At 39.5% G+C, this 13718-nt stretch carries 14 protein-coding genes; 2 read left to right on the plus strand and 12 right to left on the minus strand.

Annotation, left to right across the window (positions count from 1 at the left end; genetic code table 11):
• The first annotated feature begins 117 nt into the window (after window positions 1-117).
• The gene (locus M3080_RS07915) at window positions 118-756 is read left to right on the plus strand and encodes a hypothetical protein (protein ID WP_249092621.1); all 639 of its coding nucleotides are present in this window, start codon (window positions 118-120) and stop codon (window positions 754-756) included.
• Between the two features lie 4 nt (window positions 757-760).
• On the opposite strand, the gene M3080_RS07920 is transcribed toward M3080_RS07915, so the two are convergent.
• Together M3080_RS07920 and M3080_RS07925 are read right to left on the minus strand one after the other, a co-directional pair.
• Window positions 761-1108, minus strand: coding sequence for a hypothetical protein (locus M3080_RS07920; protein WP_249092622.1), 348 nt, complete (start codon window positions 1106-1108; stop codon window positions 761-763).
• Window positions 1109-1110: 2 nt separating this feature from the next.
• Complete coding sequence (locus tag M3080_RS07925; protein WP_249092623.1) at window positions 1111-1602, minus strand: YgdI/YgdR family lipoprotein; 492 nt, start codon at window positions 1600-1602, stop codon at window positions 1111-1113.
• A gap of 228 nt (window positions 1603-1830) precedes the next feature.
• On the opposite strand from M3080_RS07925, the gene M3080_RS07930 reads away from it, so the two are divergent.
• Entirely contained in the window at window positions 1831-3153 is a 1323-nt protein-coding gene (locus M3080_RS07930; RefSeq protein ID WP_249092624.1) for a hypothetical protein, read from the plus strand.
• 86 nt (window positions 3154-3239) lie between these two features.
• Here the strand turns inward: M3080_RS07930 and M3080_RS07935 are convergent, their stop codons facing one another.
• From M3080_RS07935 to M3080_RS07980, 10 genes are all read right to left on the minus strand, one after another.
• Window positions 3240-3863, minus strand: a complete 624-nt coding sequence (locus tag M3080_RS07935; RefSeq protein ID WP_249092625.1) for an IncC plasmid conjugative DNA transfer DtrJ family protein — start codon at window positions 3861-3863, stop codon at window positions 3240-3242.
• Complete coding sequence (gene traD / locus M3080_RS07940) at window positions 3863-5785, minus strand: conjugative transfer system coupling protein TraD (RefSeq protein ID WP_249092626.1); 1923 nt, start codon at window positions 5783-5785, stop codon at window positions 3863-3865. Before traD ends, M3080_RS07935 begins: the two co-directional genes overlap by 1 nt.
• Window positions 5769-7481: a MobH family relaxase gene (mobH, locus tag M3080_RS07945; protein ID WP_283162574.1), complete on the minus strand. Its 1713-nt coding sequence runs from the start codon at window positions 7479-7481 to the stop codon at window positions 5769-5771. The genes traD and mobH overlap by 17 nt, the downstream gene beginning before the upstream one ends.
• A gap of 5 nt (window positions 7482-7486) precedes the next feature.
• On the minus strand, window positions 7487-8095 hold the full coding sequence (locus M3080_RS07950; protein ID WP_249092628.1) for a hypothetical protein: 609 nt from the start codon (window positions 8093-8095) through the stop codon (window positions 7487-7489).
• The gene (locus M3080_RS07955) at window positions 8088-9242 is read right to left on the minus strand and encodes a hypothetical protein (protein WP_249092629.1); all 1155 of its coding nucleotides are present in this window, start codon (window positions 9240-9242) and stop codon (window positions 8088-8090) included. The genes M3080_RS07950 and M3080_RS07955 overlap by 8 nt, the downstream gene beginning before the upstream one ends.
• Window positions 9239-10963, minus strand: coding sequence for a hypothetical protein (locus tag M3080_RS07960; protein WP_249092630.1), 1725 nt, complete (start codon window positions 10961-10963; stop codon window positions 9239-9241). Before M3080_RS07960 ends, M3080_RS07955 begins: the two co-directional genes overlap by 4 nt.
• Window positions 10960-11238: a helix-turn-helix transcriptional regulator gene (locus M3080_RS07965; RefSeq protein WP_249092631.1), complete on the minus strand. Its 279-nt coding sequence runs from the start codon at window positions 11236-11238 to the stop codon at window positions 10960-10962. The genes M3080_RS07960 and M3080_RS07965 overlap by 4 nt, the downstream gene beginning before the upstream one ends.
• A 323-nt stretch (window positions 11239-11561) precedes the next feature.
• Window positions 11562-12569 (minus strand): hypothetical protein, encoded by a 1008-nt coding sequence (locus M3080_RS07970; protein ID WP_249092632.1) that lies wholly within the window; start codon window positions 12567-12569, stop codon window positions 11562-11564.
• Between the two features lie 263 nt (window positions 12570-12832).
• Window positions 12833-13207 carry an HIT family protein gene (locus tag M3080_RS07975; protein ID WP_249092633.1) on the minus strand — a complete coding sequence of 125 codons (375 nt, stop codon included), beginning with the start codon at window positions 13205-13207 and terminating at the stop codon, window positions 12833-12835.
• On the minus strand, window positions 13204-13614 hold the full coding sequence (locus M3080_RS07980; RefSeq protein WP_249092634.1) for an HNH endonuclease domain-containing protein: 411 nt from the start codon (window positions 13612-13614) through the stop codon (window positions 13204-13206). Before M3080_RS07980 ends, M3080_RS07975 begins: the two co-directional genes overlap by 4 nt.
• Between the last annotated feature and the right edge of the window lie 104 nt (window positions 13615-13718).

Consider the following 13718-nt stretch of genomic DNA (forward strand, 5'->3'; position numbering starts at 1 on the left):
TATCAGTTCTCTCTGAGCTTGTCATCCTCAAAATCAACCAAATCTGGCTAATTTCGGGATTGTGAGTTTCTCGTTAAACTACTACGCTTGTCATGTCTACACAAGAGAGACAGGACAATGACGGGAAAAGAAACTTTGAATACAAAAGGCTTGACAATTCGTCGAGACGGAAGACTACACTCCGAAGATTTGGCACATGACTCCATCCCTGATATCGAAAGCTATGTTAGGAAAAATAGTTCTGATTACTCAAAGCCAGCACTAATAAAAAAAATCATCCTCAATACAAACCAAGTTCAACAAGTCTTTGAGCACTACTATATCCGTGTTGACTATTCTCTTTACGTTGCAACAAAAGTCGCACGAAATCAATTTCGTATTGCAGATGCAAAAAAATCAGAGAAAGTCCTAGGGGAACTTTTCGAGAAGTTTTCTAGTGAACTATCTCAAACGGCTAACGAAATGAAGCAACTGTTAGAAAAAGATGTTCCTATAGAAAATCAAAACATTATTTACGACCACAAACGTGAATTTGAGGTACCTGTCAGAACCGGCTTTTCAATGAGATTGGTCAATTTGACCCAAATGTTGGATACATTAATTGCCGCGACTGAAAAGTTGGAGATCAACAACGTCTTATCCCCAGATGATAGCGATGAAGCAATCAAATCATGGGTCTATCGCTATCGTCAATTCTGCAAAGCAATAAACCAAATTCGAGTTAATTCATTTTCGAAGGTAACTAAATCGCCCTGAGTTATCAGTAAAAATAACCTCCAAAACCATCTGGGCGTACGTGACGATTCTCAGGCGTATAGTAACCACCGAACCCATCGGATCTCGTGTGTCCGCCGTCGTGATGGTAGTAGCCACCAAAGCCGTCACTTCTCGTATGGTTACCACGTTGATCGTAGTAACCGCCAAAACCATCTGAGCGCACATGATTACCATCAGGATCATAGAAGCCTCCAAAACCGTCTGAACGGTAGTGACCTCCATCGCTATCGTAATATCCTCCGAAACCATCTGAGCGAAGATGTCCAGCAGAAGCTGCCATCGCCATTCCTGCTAGAAGGACTGCTACCAACAAACTGATTCGCTTAATCATGACTACTCCGTAACGTACTTAATCGCGTAAAACTTAATACTGATTTCGCCATAAGCACTTGCCATGGACAACCAACTTGAAGCCATTGCGGATCCTGAATTAGCTCCATCCCAAAAAGCTGTACCAGCATTACTAGAAGTTGACGGTTGCCAATAGGACGGACCAGAGTAGGCTCCACTTCCTGGTTGATATTGCGCGTCTATAACAATGACCGCATCAGCTCCCTCCTTCTTGGCTTTACTGACTACAGCGCTTTCAAGCATAGTCTGGGCTCCCACTCCCTCAGTGATGGAAGAGTTAATAATTCCTAGAATTCTGAATGGCTTTTGAGGGGCACCATTTTTCCAAATTTCTATTCCGTCACTTGTGGTAAAAGCCCCTCCCTGGCCAATCATAACTTGGTCAGAGTTGCTGTACTGCATATAGTCAACAGAAGCACAACCAGTCAAGAGAATAGAAGTTGCTAGCGCTGCAGAGAGAAGGAACTTTTTCATGGCATTAAGAGAAGAGTTAGTTACATAACTTTATGTATTCTAAATTACTTGTGATTTAGCGGTAATTTCTTAAACTATCGCCCTCAACAATGGCCCCAAATAGCCCGCACGCACATGCTTTTTGGCAATGCCATTAAAATTCTCTGTAAATAAAAGCGTTGCTAATTCATAGATCAGATTCTCAAAGACTAGTCATTTTGTATTGACTAAAAATCAAGGAATTTCACCATGGAAAAACCGAAAAACGTATTAGACGACTTGTGGATTGAATGGGATTACGAAAACCTTGAGCAGCATTATTTTCAGATTAAACGAGCTGAAGTCCGAGTTTCAGAGAAAGAGCTCACTGAAGAAGACAGAAAAAATTTCCATGAAAAAATTCTCGATACTCTTACGGGCTATAACATGAAGATTTACCATCCGGAGAATGTTAAAGAGAATCTGGATCTACTTAATAAAACCTTTCGTGGACATCATAATTTTTTTGAAATTTGGAGGAAAGAAGGAGAATTTGAGGAATGTCCTGATGGTTCGTGCTCTCCTCAGGAATATCGCTGGAAGCAACATCTCCTTAAATCCTTGGGTTTTATCGACGAGTACGGAAGACCAGTTGAAAGAATTGACCTTTCCCAATCCAAACCGGACTTTTCGATTCTCACTGAAGACGAACGAAATTCTCAGATAGAAAAAAACAGAGAAAATAACCTTGATGATCTTTGGGATGATTGGGAGAATGAAAACGTTGAACAACGGTACTATGAACTAAAGCGTGCTGAAACCAGATTACCCTATTGTGTATGTATTCATGATAGTGACGAGTTTCTTCTTGAAAAAGCACGTGAAGTTGCCCGTGCATTAGGGCTGTTGTGTCAAGAGGATTATTCTTTTAAACATATCCTTAAACAATTAGATCAATACTTTTACGCTGCCAAACCTTCATTGAGTAATCTTAATTTCCATTTACCGTTCAGCTACACACGCTCAGATTGGCCGGCTGCAGTCTATCGTGAATACATATGGCGTAAATTACTGCTTTCATCTAAAGATATTTTTGAAGCTCCAGATTCAAGGTGGAGGATCCCCACTTGTCCTCCTGATTTCATCTGGACAACTTTCCATGGATTCAACCGTCAAAAGAAAAGTCTTTTAAGGCCTTTTTGGAAAAACTGGCATAAAAAAACTCTTGAAGAACAAGCCGAAATTATCAAGGTCATATATGCCCTCATCGAAGGACTATTGTTATCAGAACAAGACATTCATTTGCTCTTTGAAAGAGAATTCGAAGTGAATCGAAAACTTCACCCTGAAGAGCACCGTCCCTTGAGAATTGCGACACGGGAAGAAATTCGTGAACGAGTGCGTCGTGTTGGTGAAATTGAAAATCGAATTAAAGAGCATATGGCCCCAAACGACAAACTGATGATGACCCCAAACTTGAGTCCATTTTGCGAGGCTGATAAAGAAGAGAAAGAATTCGATCTTGATAAAGCCGTCGAATATTTTGAAGATATAATGGGGATGGATCCCTGGGCACCTAAGCCTAAAAATTGATCGTCAAATCATTTCCACACAAACAATCTGGAACTTTCTAACCTCCTATGTGAGGACAAAAGAAAGTTCCAGTCCCGGCTAAAATTTTAGAGTTCTTTTTGTAAATGCTTAACAAACAAACCACTAGAAAGCGACATTAGACCGGTTAAAAGCGCAAATATCCACATATCCACGGGAAGTGGCAGACAAAGCGCCATCAATAATGTGCAAAGACAAAACTTAAAAGATAACGTACATAATCCCATCCGGAAGGGAGAAGTAAAAAAGAATTGTCCTTTTTGCATCTCACGTTGAAAATAGCCGCAACACAACGAAATCAGGGCTGCAGGAGAAAAGATAATTAGCCAGTAGAAGGCATAACTAAGCCTTGACAAAAAGGCATAAAGTACAAAACGCCATACCTCAAACCTTTGCGCCATCCAATTTATCATTATTGTTTCTATTGGATTTCTTACTCCACTTACGCTACTGCTATCGAGCCAAAGTTGAGCCCACTTATCAACATTTAAATAACTATAAATCTGTCCTGCTAATTCAGCTGGCCACTTAGGGTATAGAAGCATGCTATCCAATTCATTCTTCATTATTTGGTAAGCAGATTCTGGTGACACGAAGATGAGTCCCCAAAGTATCGAAATTGACACTCCAAGGGATGTTATCAAGGTGATGGTCGCAGAAATTTCTGTTGGCGAGTTTTGATTTCTTTTCATTATGCATTCTCCCTAAACTGCGCTTTGTTTTTAACCAAAATAGGCACTCGTCCTTTAATGACATGCCCTCCGGCAAAAATCCCAAAAAATTCACAATTCGGTAATGTCCCCAGTAAAGAACTTGCTACCAAATCGGTTTCTTCCTCTGTTATTCGTTCACTGATAGAAGCACCGTGAGCCACTAATTTGGAAGATGTAGAAACACCATGTGACTTAGTTGTTATCTGAATTCTCGTTTTGGGGATTCGTTCCGTTAGGAACTTCTGCGTCTCCACATCGTTACATCTCAAGGCAACAAAGTTGTTTAAATTGGCGAGAATTCTGGATGCCTCTGCCTTATCCTTAGCTTTGGCCACAAAATCTGAAATTGTTTGTGATGCCAAACAAATCGAAAATTTTGCTCCTCTAGATTTGTTAAGCATTTGAGTAAAAGGTTCACAACTAAGTTCTGCAGCTTCATCAACAAAAAGCGCTACTGAAGAAGATGAAGTTTCAAAGTCATAACGTGCACCAGCTGTAGCTGCCAGATCCGACAACACCATTGAGCCTATTGTTTTAGCCATGCCGGAATCTGTTAGCGCATCTAATCCAACGTACAAGACAGAATGCTTATCAATAATTTTTCTTGTGTCATAGAAAATCAAATTTCCCTGAGATTCATCATCAATAGGCGATAATTTTTTACCTAAATCTCCTCGCGTCAACGTACTCAATAAAAGCCATGTGCTTTGGGTCGTTTTCTGAAACGATTCTTCATCCCTTTCGGCTAAAGCAATAATTCCATCCAACTCCGGCGAAGGAATGCCTTTAGAACGATAGAGGTTGATTAAATCCGTTAGCCTTTTTAGAGTTGTTTTAGTTTCTGAAAAAGAATATTTCTCTTGGAATTTCTTATCACTTTGCGGCAAAACCGTTTCTAAAACTTTCAGGGCTAACTCCTGCCGGTTTGCAAAATAATGGTGTAAGAGCAGAAATGTTGGCTTTTTACCCAGAATCTTTATTCCGTCACAAATAGTTCTTAATGCTCCTCTACCCATGTCTATAAAGACTTGGCCATCTCCTCCCTGACCAGGCAAAGTATCAACAATTCTTGAAGCTACTTCATCTTCACGAGAATAATTAGCCAGCAAATTAATATTGATTGACTTATCTGGATGAGCAAGATGGAAATAAAGGAAATCATTGTCTCTTCTAGCTTTATCACAGGCAGATTTCATGGATTGAACTAATGCTTGATCCCCCTTAGGATCAAGAACAATTACAGTTTTCCCTTCCAATATGGCTTGTACAATCTGCAACTCTAGAAACCTTGACTTCCCTGCTCCTGTCGTTCCAAACACTGCCATGTGGCCCTCTAAGTCCTTACCTGAAATACATTGAACTTTCTCGTCTCCTAATGCATGTATCCAACGATAGCCCGGTTCTGAGGCCACTTGCTGATCTATTACCTTAAATACCTGCCAAACTTCAGAAGGTTTCGTAATAACCATTTTTAAATGATCCCGAATAAAAGAAACTTTCTTTGCATTCGCAAGACTTTGACGGTACTTCTTTCTCCATGAATCCTTGAAGAAATCTGCCACGTTCTGGCAATGTGCTTTATCCCAAATAAAACCCCAGCCTATTAATCGAGAATTGCCCCATGCCTGATACTTCTTTAAAGCAACCAACTCATCTAAAGTGAACCAGCGTCGGTAATTTCCAATCAATTTAGATTCAAATCGCAGCTTGTGAAAAGCACTTTTTGTTTTAAAAAGACCAATCGTTAGCAATGCCGCCCCCATCACTAATAAAGGAGCCGCAATTTGTGTTAAAACCAGCGCGCTTATCCAATACCCTGCAAATCCTAAAAAACACAAAATGGCCTGGAGACCTTGAAAATTGGCGCCTAAATTCAAACTTAATTCATTTTGATTTTTCATGTTCTTCAGCCTTTAAAACTAAGCGATGATGGGCTTGATCAAATTCAACGTAAGAAATGTCTCGATATAGACGAAACATGATTTCTTGTACTTTTTCTCCAATTTGATGATTTCTTAAAAAACGCTCTACCTCCAATGAACTGCAAGTTCGGCATCCTCCTTCAGAAATACTCAAGTTCTCTATGAAAAACCCGCCTCCTTCTTTTAATTGTGATTGGATAGTCAGCACGCATCTTTTCATTAGCTTTTTTACTTCATCAATTGCTAAAGGAGTGTCCAATACTTCGCAGAACTCGCGTTTATTTATTAAAACAATGTCCTCTTCGGTATCTAATGAAATCTTGCTTGGCGACTTTGTTGCTCTAAGCTCAGATAAATCAAAATTGGATTTAGGAGCGATAAGACGGTCTTTCAGATTTTGTGGTTTGGTTTCATCTTCGTTAGGATCTTTCTTGTCAAAACCAAAGGCACTTACTTCTACAGGTTTAATATCTTTAATTGAATCCAATATGAAAACAGCAAATGAACTTTTAATTTTGATTAGTGAACAAAATTGACCCAATGGTTTCGATAACTGGATAGTCCAAAACAGATCTTTCCCATTACTCACCTCCAACAAACCCTCTTCATTAAAAACTCGGCACAAACCCTCTATCGAGGCCGGAACATATGAAGCTTGCAACTGGCAAGCTGCGTGATGTATATCTTGAGCAGTTTGAGAGTTCAGGGATAAGAATAAGCCCTGAGTCGTCATGAACAGTGGTGACTGAGAGGTATTAACTGTCCAGCGCCCTGTATTCAATAAGGATTGTATGGCTGTGATTAATGGCAAAAGAAGAGGAGAGGAGCCCTGAGTAAACTGTGCTCCTAACGCTTTTCTTTTCTTGAAATCGTCTTCGATGGATATCGCCTCTGCTTTTTTTAGCAATGTTGCATATGGTCCCGTACCAAATAGAATGGCCTGATCGATTGCGTCAAAAACTTCAATTTTTCTAGTTTCTGCCAAATACCTTTCAAAAGCCTGAGGAATCAGCTTTAAATACATCAATCTCAAAGATCGTAATTCATGCTTCTTGTGCTCTCTATCCTTTTTCCAGATAACAAAAAATTGCTTAATTTTTTCTCTACTCACCCATGTATTCAAACTCTCCTTTAAGGGATTCCATAAATTTTCAGAGCCAGACATCACGTCCATGTCAAAGATTTTCCCCATGTCATGACCCAAACCTAAAACAGCAGCGCCTAGTATCCATGCTTGTTGACTGCGGTAACGACTTTCTGGATTTGCTTTTCCCTCAAATACCTGGTTTTGTGCCATAGAAACCAAATTTGATGCACATTCCAAAGAATGATGAAAAAGACCTCCGGGGCCAGAGTGGTGATGGAATTCGGAAGCAGGTAACACATTCACGTAAGAGATTAACCGGTTAATCAGTGGCATTAACAACACATCTAATTGACCATCTGATAACGGCATTTGACGTATCAATGTCTGCAATTCATCTGCGTAGCGCTTACAAAAAAAATCCACTGATCTAGGGGCAATAGGAATCCCACATATCTGAGGATAAGTTTCATTTGACAATGACAAATCTGAATGCTGGGGGATATTCCGACACAACAACTGATTGGTTTCAGTGACCTTAATGTTGTTTGCTCTCTTTTGTCTAAGGCTGCCCAAAAATCGAAAGAACATACTGACTAAAACCCCCTATTTGAAACGATTTTCGACAATGCACAAACCTTCTTACTGAGACTGCTTGCTTCTTTAGATATCCGGCGTAAATACACCAACTTTGGCTCTATCAATGAAGCCGCTATGCGTGCCCATTCAGGCTCCTTAGCAAAGGTATTTTGGGGGACGGTGAGTGTTCTCTTATTAATGGCAATATGTTTAGACAGAAGAATCACCCTCATTTTTTCTTTGCTCTTAACATTTTTAGAGCAGACAAATGCTTCATAAGTGCGCTTTCTCTGAACTGGTTTAGACCTTTTCTTTGAATTCATAGGTCTAAAACACCTAATCGTTCTTTCCCAATAAAAACTTGGAGTCCCATAACGGGAATCTTTTCTCACTCGTGGCAACAACCAAGTTTCATCTGAAGAAAAACAATTTTTCCGGGCCATTTCATGGTATACGTCTGTGCAAGCCAACCCAGAAACCAATAACACTTCACGAATTGCTGCAATTGATTTATTTAAATTTTTTATTTCGTTCTCGAGCTTCTCTTTCGTAATTTCAAACGTAATTTGACGACGAGAAACAGATTGTTCAAGTTCACTTAACTTTTCCCAGTCTAGTTCAGGCATGTGTCTCTCCCAAAAGATTATTCTTTGCGGAAAGTTCACTGTTCTCTCCGCAATATGTGAAAGGTTTGTCAGAGGCAAGTGTCATAAGAAAAGATTGATTTTTCTTCTCCAACCAAGAAAACCAAAAACCCTCAAAACCTTCGTAGTCTTTCGGACTCAGAGTTCTAACAGCCACTAAACAGGCCAAACAAAACACATTTACTAGATCATTAGGAGAGTACGAAGTACCTAGAGACCTAATTGTTACGGCCTGACAGACACGATTTAATAACCACAGTTTTTCTTTTATAGGTAGAACTCCAGGCTTTTTTGCTCTTTCGACATTTCTAAGCAATCTGCGCGACAGGTTTAGTGCTGTTCGCTCTCCATACCCCAAATATTTGAAAAAGCGCTTTAAGGCCGGTGGGCTGACTCTTGATTCACGACAGAGCGGAATAAAACTGTTAAATTCATCTTCTTTGTTAAGAACTATCTTTCTGTCTGAATATTTAACCTTTTTAGGTTGAAATACCTTCATCAAGAATAATTTCCTGTAATTACGCTCTCCAGATCCGATCGCATCAATGGAATCAATTAGGGCCATTTGCACCGGATCTCTACAGTCCCCATACTGTCTGTAATCAGAACCAATAAAGCCGAACTCCACCTCAAAATGACGTAAAAAAATCTCTATTGTTAGCTCATTGATATTTATCTTCTCGATCTTTCTGGCTGTTTCAAGATCAACTCCTGCACAAACGGAAGCGATTTCTGGAGATTGCTTCGATACAAGAATCAAAAAATCTAAATATTCTCGACAAAATTGCAACCAAACAGAATCTGTGGTTGAGGGGATAGAATCAATCGATTTTGAAGATGAACTCCAAGAAAGCGCGCCTAACAACGAAAAAATTCCCGCATTCTTTGCCAATTCGGAAAGCGGATTCACCTTTCTGATATAGAAAGGACAAATTCCCATTAAAATAGGCTCAAAGTTAAGCTCTCTCCTCTCTCTCAATATCTTCAGAATCAAGGCATCAACCGGTCCATTTTTGTATGATCGGTAGGGTTCGCTTTTACATAGCAACTGCCATAATCTCTTTTCTACATCGGAAGCCTTCGTGAAACTTTCCCTAATTTGATCCAAAGTTAGCACTGAATTTTTCATTCCCAACCTCTCACTTCGAATACCCGATAATGTGACTTTTTGACTGCTTCAAGCCTCAAATCTTTCACTGGAAATGTTGATAAGTCTTTTAGAGCCCAACCTAAAGAACCTTTATTAACAACCCCTCTTTGGATAAACCCAAGATCACCTAAACAATTCAGCACTGAATCAAACTTATCGGTAACGATTGTTTTAACAGTAAAAATCTGATCGCCATAACAAACTCTCAATGACTTCAAAAGAGCGTAACGATTAGCCGTTAAAGGATCATCTTCATTGAGTTGCTCAAATATTCTTTTTGCTGGATCCGGCAATCCAAGCCATATCAAAGGTTTTCGACACCTTAAACTCCATTCTTCGTACCCAGACAGAGGTGGACATAAAATCCTTTCTCCGGACTGAAGGTATGCCGCTGTAATTCTTAGTGCATTCATTATTAAACGGGCCCTGTTCTCAGCAACGAAATCCAGGAGATTGGCATTAGAAAATGAACGCTGCTCAGGGTGAGCATTTCTAGCAACTAATTGCAAGGGAAGTACCCTTCGTAACAAATCACCTTCAGGGTGTACAAAATTGCCATTCGCCAAAAACAACACTCGACTAGAAACTTGCAAAATCGTGGAGCCTCCCAGCTTTCTTTGTTCAAAGAATGAACTACTTAAGCAGGTACAGAGTGAAGCAAAGGCAGGTATGTTTCCCACGATGTTGTCAAAGGTAATCACGCCAGACGATGAACTTAGAGTTGCAATAAGAGTTTTGGCCATCTCTTCGTCAGTAGTTGGCAAGGTTTTTTCAGCTACGGGATTTTTTGTCACTAATTTGGCATAAAGGCCACATAGAGTACTTTTCCCACAGCCAGGGGCATTGGCTTGAACTAGGGTCATTGGTGCCGCCACTAGCACTGCTCTATTTACAGCTTTTAAAATTCCTTCCAAACTGGCAGATTCATCTACAGGCTCGTAGCAAGGAAACTCGGCTAAAAGTCTTTTCAAATCGTTTAGTGCCTGCTCGGCATCTGATTTTGTTAATTTCGTACTCCATTCATATGGCTGAAATTCTTTTGGATCAAAGCAAGCAATGATTTTCGTTTTTGAATCGTAACCAGGGATCATGCACAGAGAACCATCTTGCCGGACAAAGGGCATACAACATATGGCCAAAACCTCTGGTACAGCTGGATGAAAACTACTTTCTAAAATTGTGCTAACTACTTTCTTAGGCGGATCTGTCGGAACATTGCATTTCGAACGGGCGTCGTACTTTATCCATTGACACTGTCGACTTAAGATGGTGGTCACATCTGCAGCCTCAAGAGGGGCCATTCTTCCACTCTTCATATCGACCGAATAAAGTGTTTTCCCACAGCAAAAAACTCGCCTGGTTGACGAGATGACATCCTCGGCTGCTTCCACGAGTTCATGAATCGGTACTTCACTAATACAAATCTGAAATGCGTAACGCGCCTGATAACGCTTCATCCCCAGTTCGGCTAAAAATTTTTCAAATGAACTGTGGCACTTCGGACATTGAAAAGTTCCGTACCAATTATTCGATTCTGATGGCTTCTCGTATGTTGTTCGTCCATCCTCATTGCCACAAATAGGGCAAATAAGATGCACCTGATGCTCTTTTTCTGAAAGAATTTTCTTGAGGTTTTTTAGTTTTAAAACAACCGGAGAAATTTTTGGTTTGTGATAAAACCACTCATAAGGATTGCTCATGATGCGTTCTCCTTTTTTACCGAAGCCTTTGGCTTACGAGAACTCATCAGTAGGGAGACCTGTTTTCTTATTTGCTCTTTACTTTCACCTTGCTGATAGTAACGAAAGAGCTTTTTCACCTCATGTTCTGGCCACACGGCGCAGCCACCGATTTTTATTTGTTTTGTAAATAAACCATCAGCAATATATTTGTAGAGACTACTGCGGCTAACTCCCAAATGCTTTAAAACAGTCGGCAATCTTAAAAAATACATAAATTGGCCTCTTTTGATCATGTGAAAAAATTCCAAGACGAGAGTCTTAATTCGTCTTTGTTCTTTTCATGATCTCAAAAGAGGAGTCTTTGTTTTTCCAATTGGATGATTTTTCTTCCAATTGGAAAAAATATTTTTGGATTAAGCTATTTAATCAACCCAATCTCTTTAATGCTTATGGGTATTACTGTGCTTTTTTGGGTTTTAGAGGATTTTGTTTTAGAAAAAAGAAATTTGTCTGCGCCCTATTGCCGCTTTGTTTAAATTGGCACGAACACGTAGTAAAGCAATAGAAAGCTTTTCAGCAAATAGTCCTATTCGGTTTTAAAACGAGAGGACTTTGTTCAATAAGCATATTTTTGCGGTAAATAAACCGAATTAAAAATCAAGTTCCTCAATGCCATGTACTTTTCTGAAAGAGCCGTCGCTTCCTTTTCTGCTTTACCAGAAACCGCGAACTGTACAATCACTAAATTTCCTTTAAACATGAAGTACATACAAGACATATCCATGTACGCACTATAAGTAGCTCGTTGATGTTTGGTTACAGCATTTAAAATTACACATGGAATGCCTTCAATTCGACTGAAAATTGGCTTTCTTTTCTGTATAAATTCTCCTGAGTCATCAAATAAATCCCATATCCTGCCATCTTTAATTTCTTCTTTTAATTCTTTATCGTTCCAATATGGCTGAACGTCAGGAGCTGAAATTACCAACAGCATCGTAGTTAAATGCTGTGACTCATCATTTTTTGTCCACTTTTGAACAATATGTGGTCGACGACCTTCTGATTTCTTCCATGAAGCAGGCATGCTGATACGAACATCAAGTCCGTTTGACTTTGGATGATTTAAGCTTGAATAAGTCTGTTTGTCTCGTGAAAATTCTTTTTCTGGATGCTCACTAAAACAAACGTCGTTAAGGGTAGAAAATATTTCCCGATCAAAATTAGATGGATGACTCAAACGGTATTTAAAGTAATCCAGTCTTTGTTTGGCGTCGGGTTGGGACTGTACCTTTAATTGTTTTGACAAAGAAGAGTTTTTATCATTACTCTTCATTTCTCTAATAACATCCGCTTCTGTTACGCCAAAGCATTTGAAATGAGTCACCAGTGATTCTTGTGCATTGGGAAATCGGGATATCCAGGCCAAATCAAAATCAAACAATTCACTTTTCAGAGCCGGATATTTAGCATCTATCTGCTTCAGAACTGTTTCCTGGGCTGTTACATAACCATAGGCGCGCGAAATATTGGCGAGATCCGCTTCAGTCAACCCATGGGCAAACGTAATTTGACTGACTAAGGCAATACTGGCAAGCAGCAGGGTCTTTTTGCACACTTTCATACTTAACCACAACTGATTTACGATGAGTCGAATTAGTGATAAAGATTTTAACGAATCTTATTCAAGCGAAAAATTTATGATGGATAAGATGATGGATAAAATAAAATACATCGCCTGCAAAGCTTGATTTTATTGATTCCTTAAACTCTAGCCCCCAACCAATTCCATGTCTCAGCAGTCGAAAGGCTTCTGAGATTTTTTGTTTTTAAGCTTAATTTTTAGATCATTGCACTCAGAATTTATAACTAAGTTTTTTAAAGAATTCAGTACTTTTGCTTTGAGGGAATCACTCCTCTCACACCGCCCTTTGGATTATCAACTTCACCCAAAAAACGAGGAATCAGATGCATATGAACATGAAAAACAGATTGTCCTGCAGCAGCATTAACATTCACACCTATGTTGTAGCCATCCGGATGAAAACGTTCTTCAACTTTGGTTTGCACCACTTTTAATAGAGCCTGCATCGCTGTGCACTCATCCATACTCAAATCAAAGTAGTTCGCAACATGGCGTTTGGGAATTATCAGCGCATGTCCAGGATTCACAGGGAAACCATCGTAAAACGCAATAGCGAGTTCATTCTCAGCAATAAGCTCTTTATCTAAGTTGCAAAAAATACATTGACTATCTTTCATCGCACTTCCTTCTTCAGATTTAGTTCTTTTTGGTGACAAGTTTCAAAACCCATATTGACAGCAATTTGCCACATTGGAACAAAGGTATTGTTGTATAAATTTAAGAACTCCTGATCATTTAACGAAAGCAATGTTTGTGTGTCAATTCCCAAATCACAAAAGTCTTCAAGCGCCTTTACCTTTCCACCAAAATCAACGTATGTGTGTATGGCTTGTTTCTGAATTACAGCCATCTTAGGCAATAGCCTCAACTCAGGCAATCGATCGTTTTTACTACGATTAATATTTTTTTCAACAGGAATAAGATTCCAAAGTTGGTTATGAGCCACAAAACTCCAAGGAAGAAAATGATCAAGATCACAATCTTTCATCTCATGAAGGATCTCTCCTGTATAAAGACTCTCCACACCTTATTGCTTCTGCATCACATATGACCAAAATTTGCCGCAAGTTCCGTAAAGCCCCGTCATTAATGGCGGGGATATAAGGAACGCCAATGTCAATTGGCTAT

The organism is Parasutterella secunda, from assembly GCF_023336895.1.
Lineage (GTDB): Bacteria > Pseudomonadota > Gammaproteobacteria > Burkholderiales > Burkholderiaceae_F > Aphodousia > Aphodousia faecalis.

Excerpts from the sequence above, each read along its gene's own strand:
- M3080_RS07970 (WP_249092632.1), bottom strand. The coding sequence starts at position 12,569 with ATGAAAGTGTGCAAAAAGACCCTGCTGCTTGCCAGTATTGCCTTAGTC.
- M3080_RS07920 (WP_249092622.1), bottom strand. The coding sequence starts at position 1,108 with ATGATTAAGCGAATCAGTTTGTTGGTAGCAGTCCTTCTAGCAGGAATG.
- traD (WP_249092626.1), bottom strand. The coding sequence starts at position 5,785 with ATGAAAAATCAAAATGAATTAAGTTTGAATTTAGGCGCCAATTTTCAA.
- M3080_RS07960 (WP_249092630.1), bottom strand. The coding sequence starts at position 10,963 with ATGAGCAATCCTTATGAGTGGTTTTATCACAAACCAAAAATTTCTCCG.
- M3080_RS07975 (WP_249092633.1), bottom strand. The coding sequence starts at position 13,207 with ATGAAAGATAGTCAATGTATTTTTTGCAACTTAGATAAAGAGCTTATT.
- M3080_RS07930 (WP_249092624.1), top strand. The coding sequence starts at position 1,831 with ATGGAAAAACCGAAAAACGTATTAGACGACTTGTGGATTGAATGGGAT.
- mobH (WP_283162574.1), bottom strand. The coding sequence starts at position 7,481 with ATGTTCTTTCGATTTTTGGGCAGCCTTAGACAAAAGAGAGCAAACAAC.
- M3080_RS07925 (WP_249092623.1), bottom strand. The coding sequence starts at position 1,602 with ATGAAAAAGTTCCTTCTCTCTGCAGCGCTAGCAACTTCTATTCTCTTG.
- M3080_RS07935 (WP_249092625.1), bottom strand. The coding sequence starts at position 3,863 with ATGAAAAGAAATCAAAACTCGCCAACAGAAATTTCTGCGACCATCACC.
- M3080_RS07965 (WP_249092631.1), bottom strand. The coding sequence starts at position 11,238 with ATGATCAAAAGAGGCCAATTTATGTATTTTTTAAGATTGCCGACTGTT.
- M3080_RS07955 (WP_249092629.1), bottom strand. The coding sequence starts at position 9,242 with ATGAAAAATTCAGTGCTAACTTTGGATCAAATTAGGGAAAGTTTCACG.
- M3080_RS07950 (WP_249092628.1), bottom strand. The coding sequence starts at position 8,095 with ATGCCTGAACTAGACTGGGAAAAGTTAAGTGAACTTGAACAATCTGTT.
- M3080_RS07915 (WP_249092621.1), top strand. The coding sequence starts at position 118 with ATGACGGGAAAAGAAACTTTGAATACAAAAGGCTTGACAATTCGTCGA.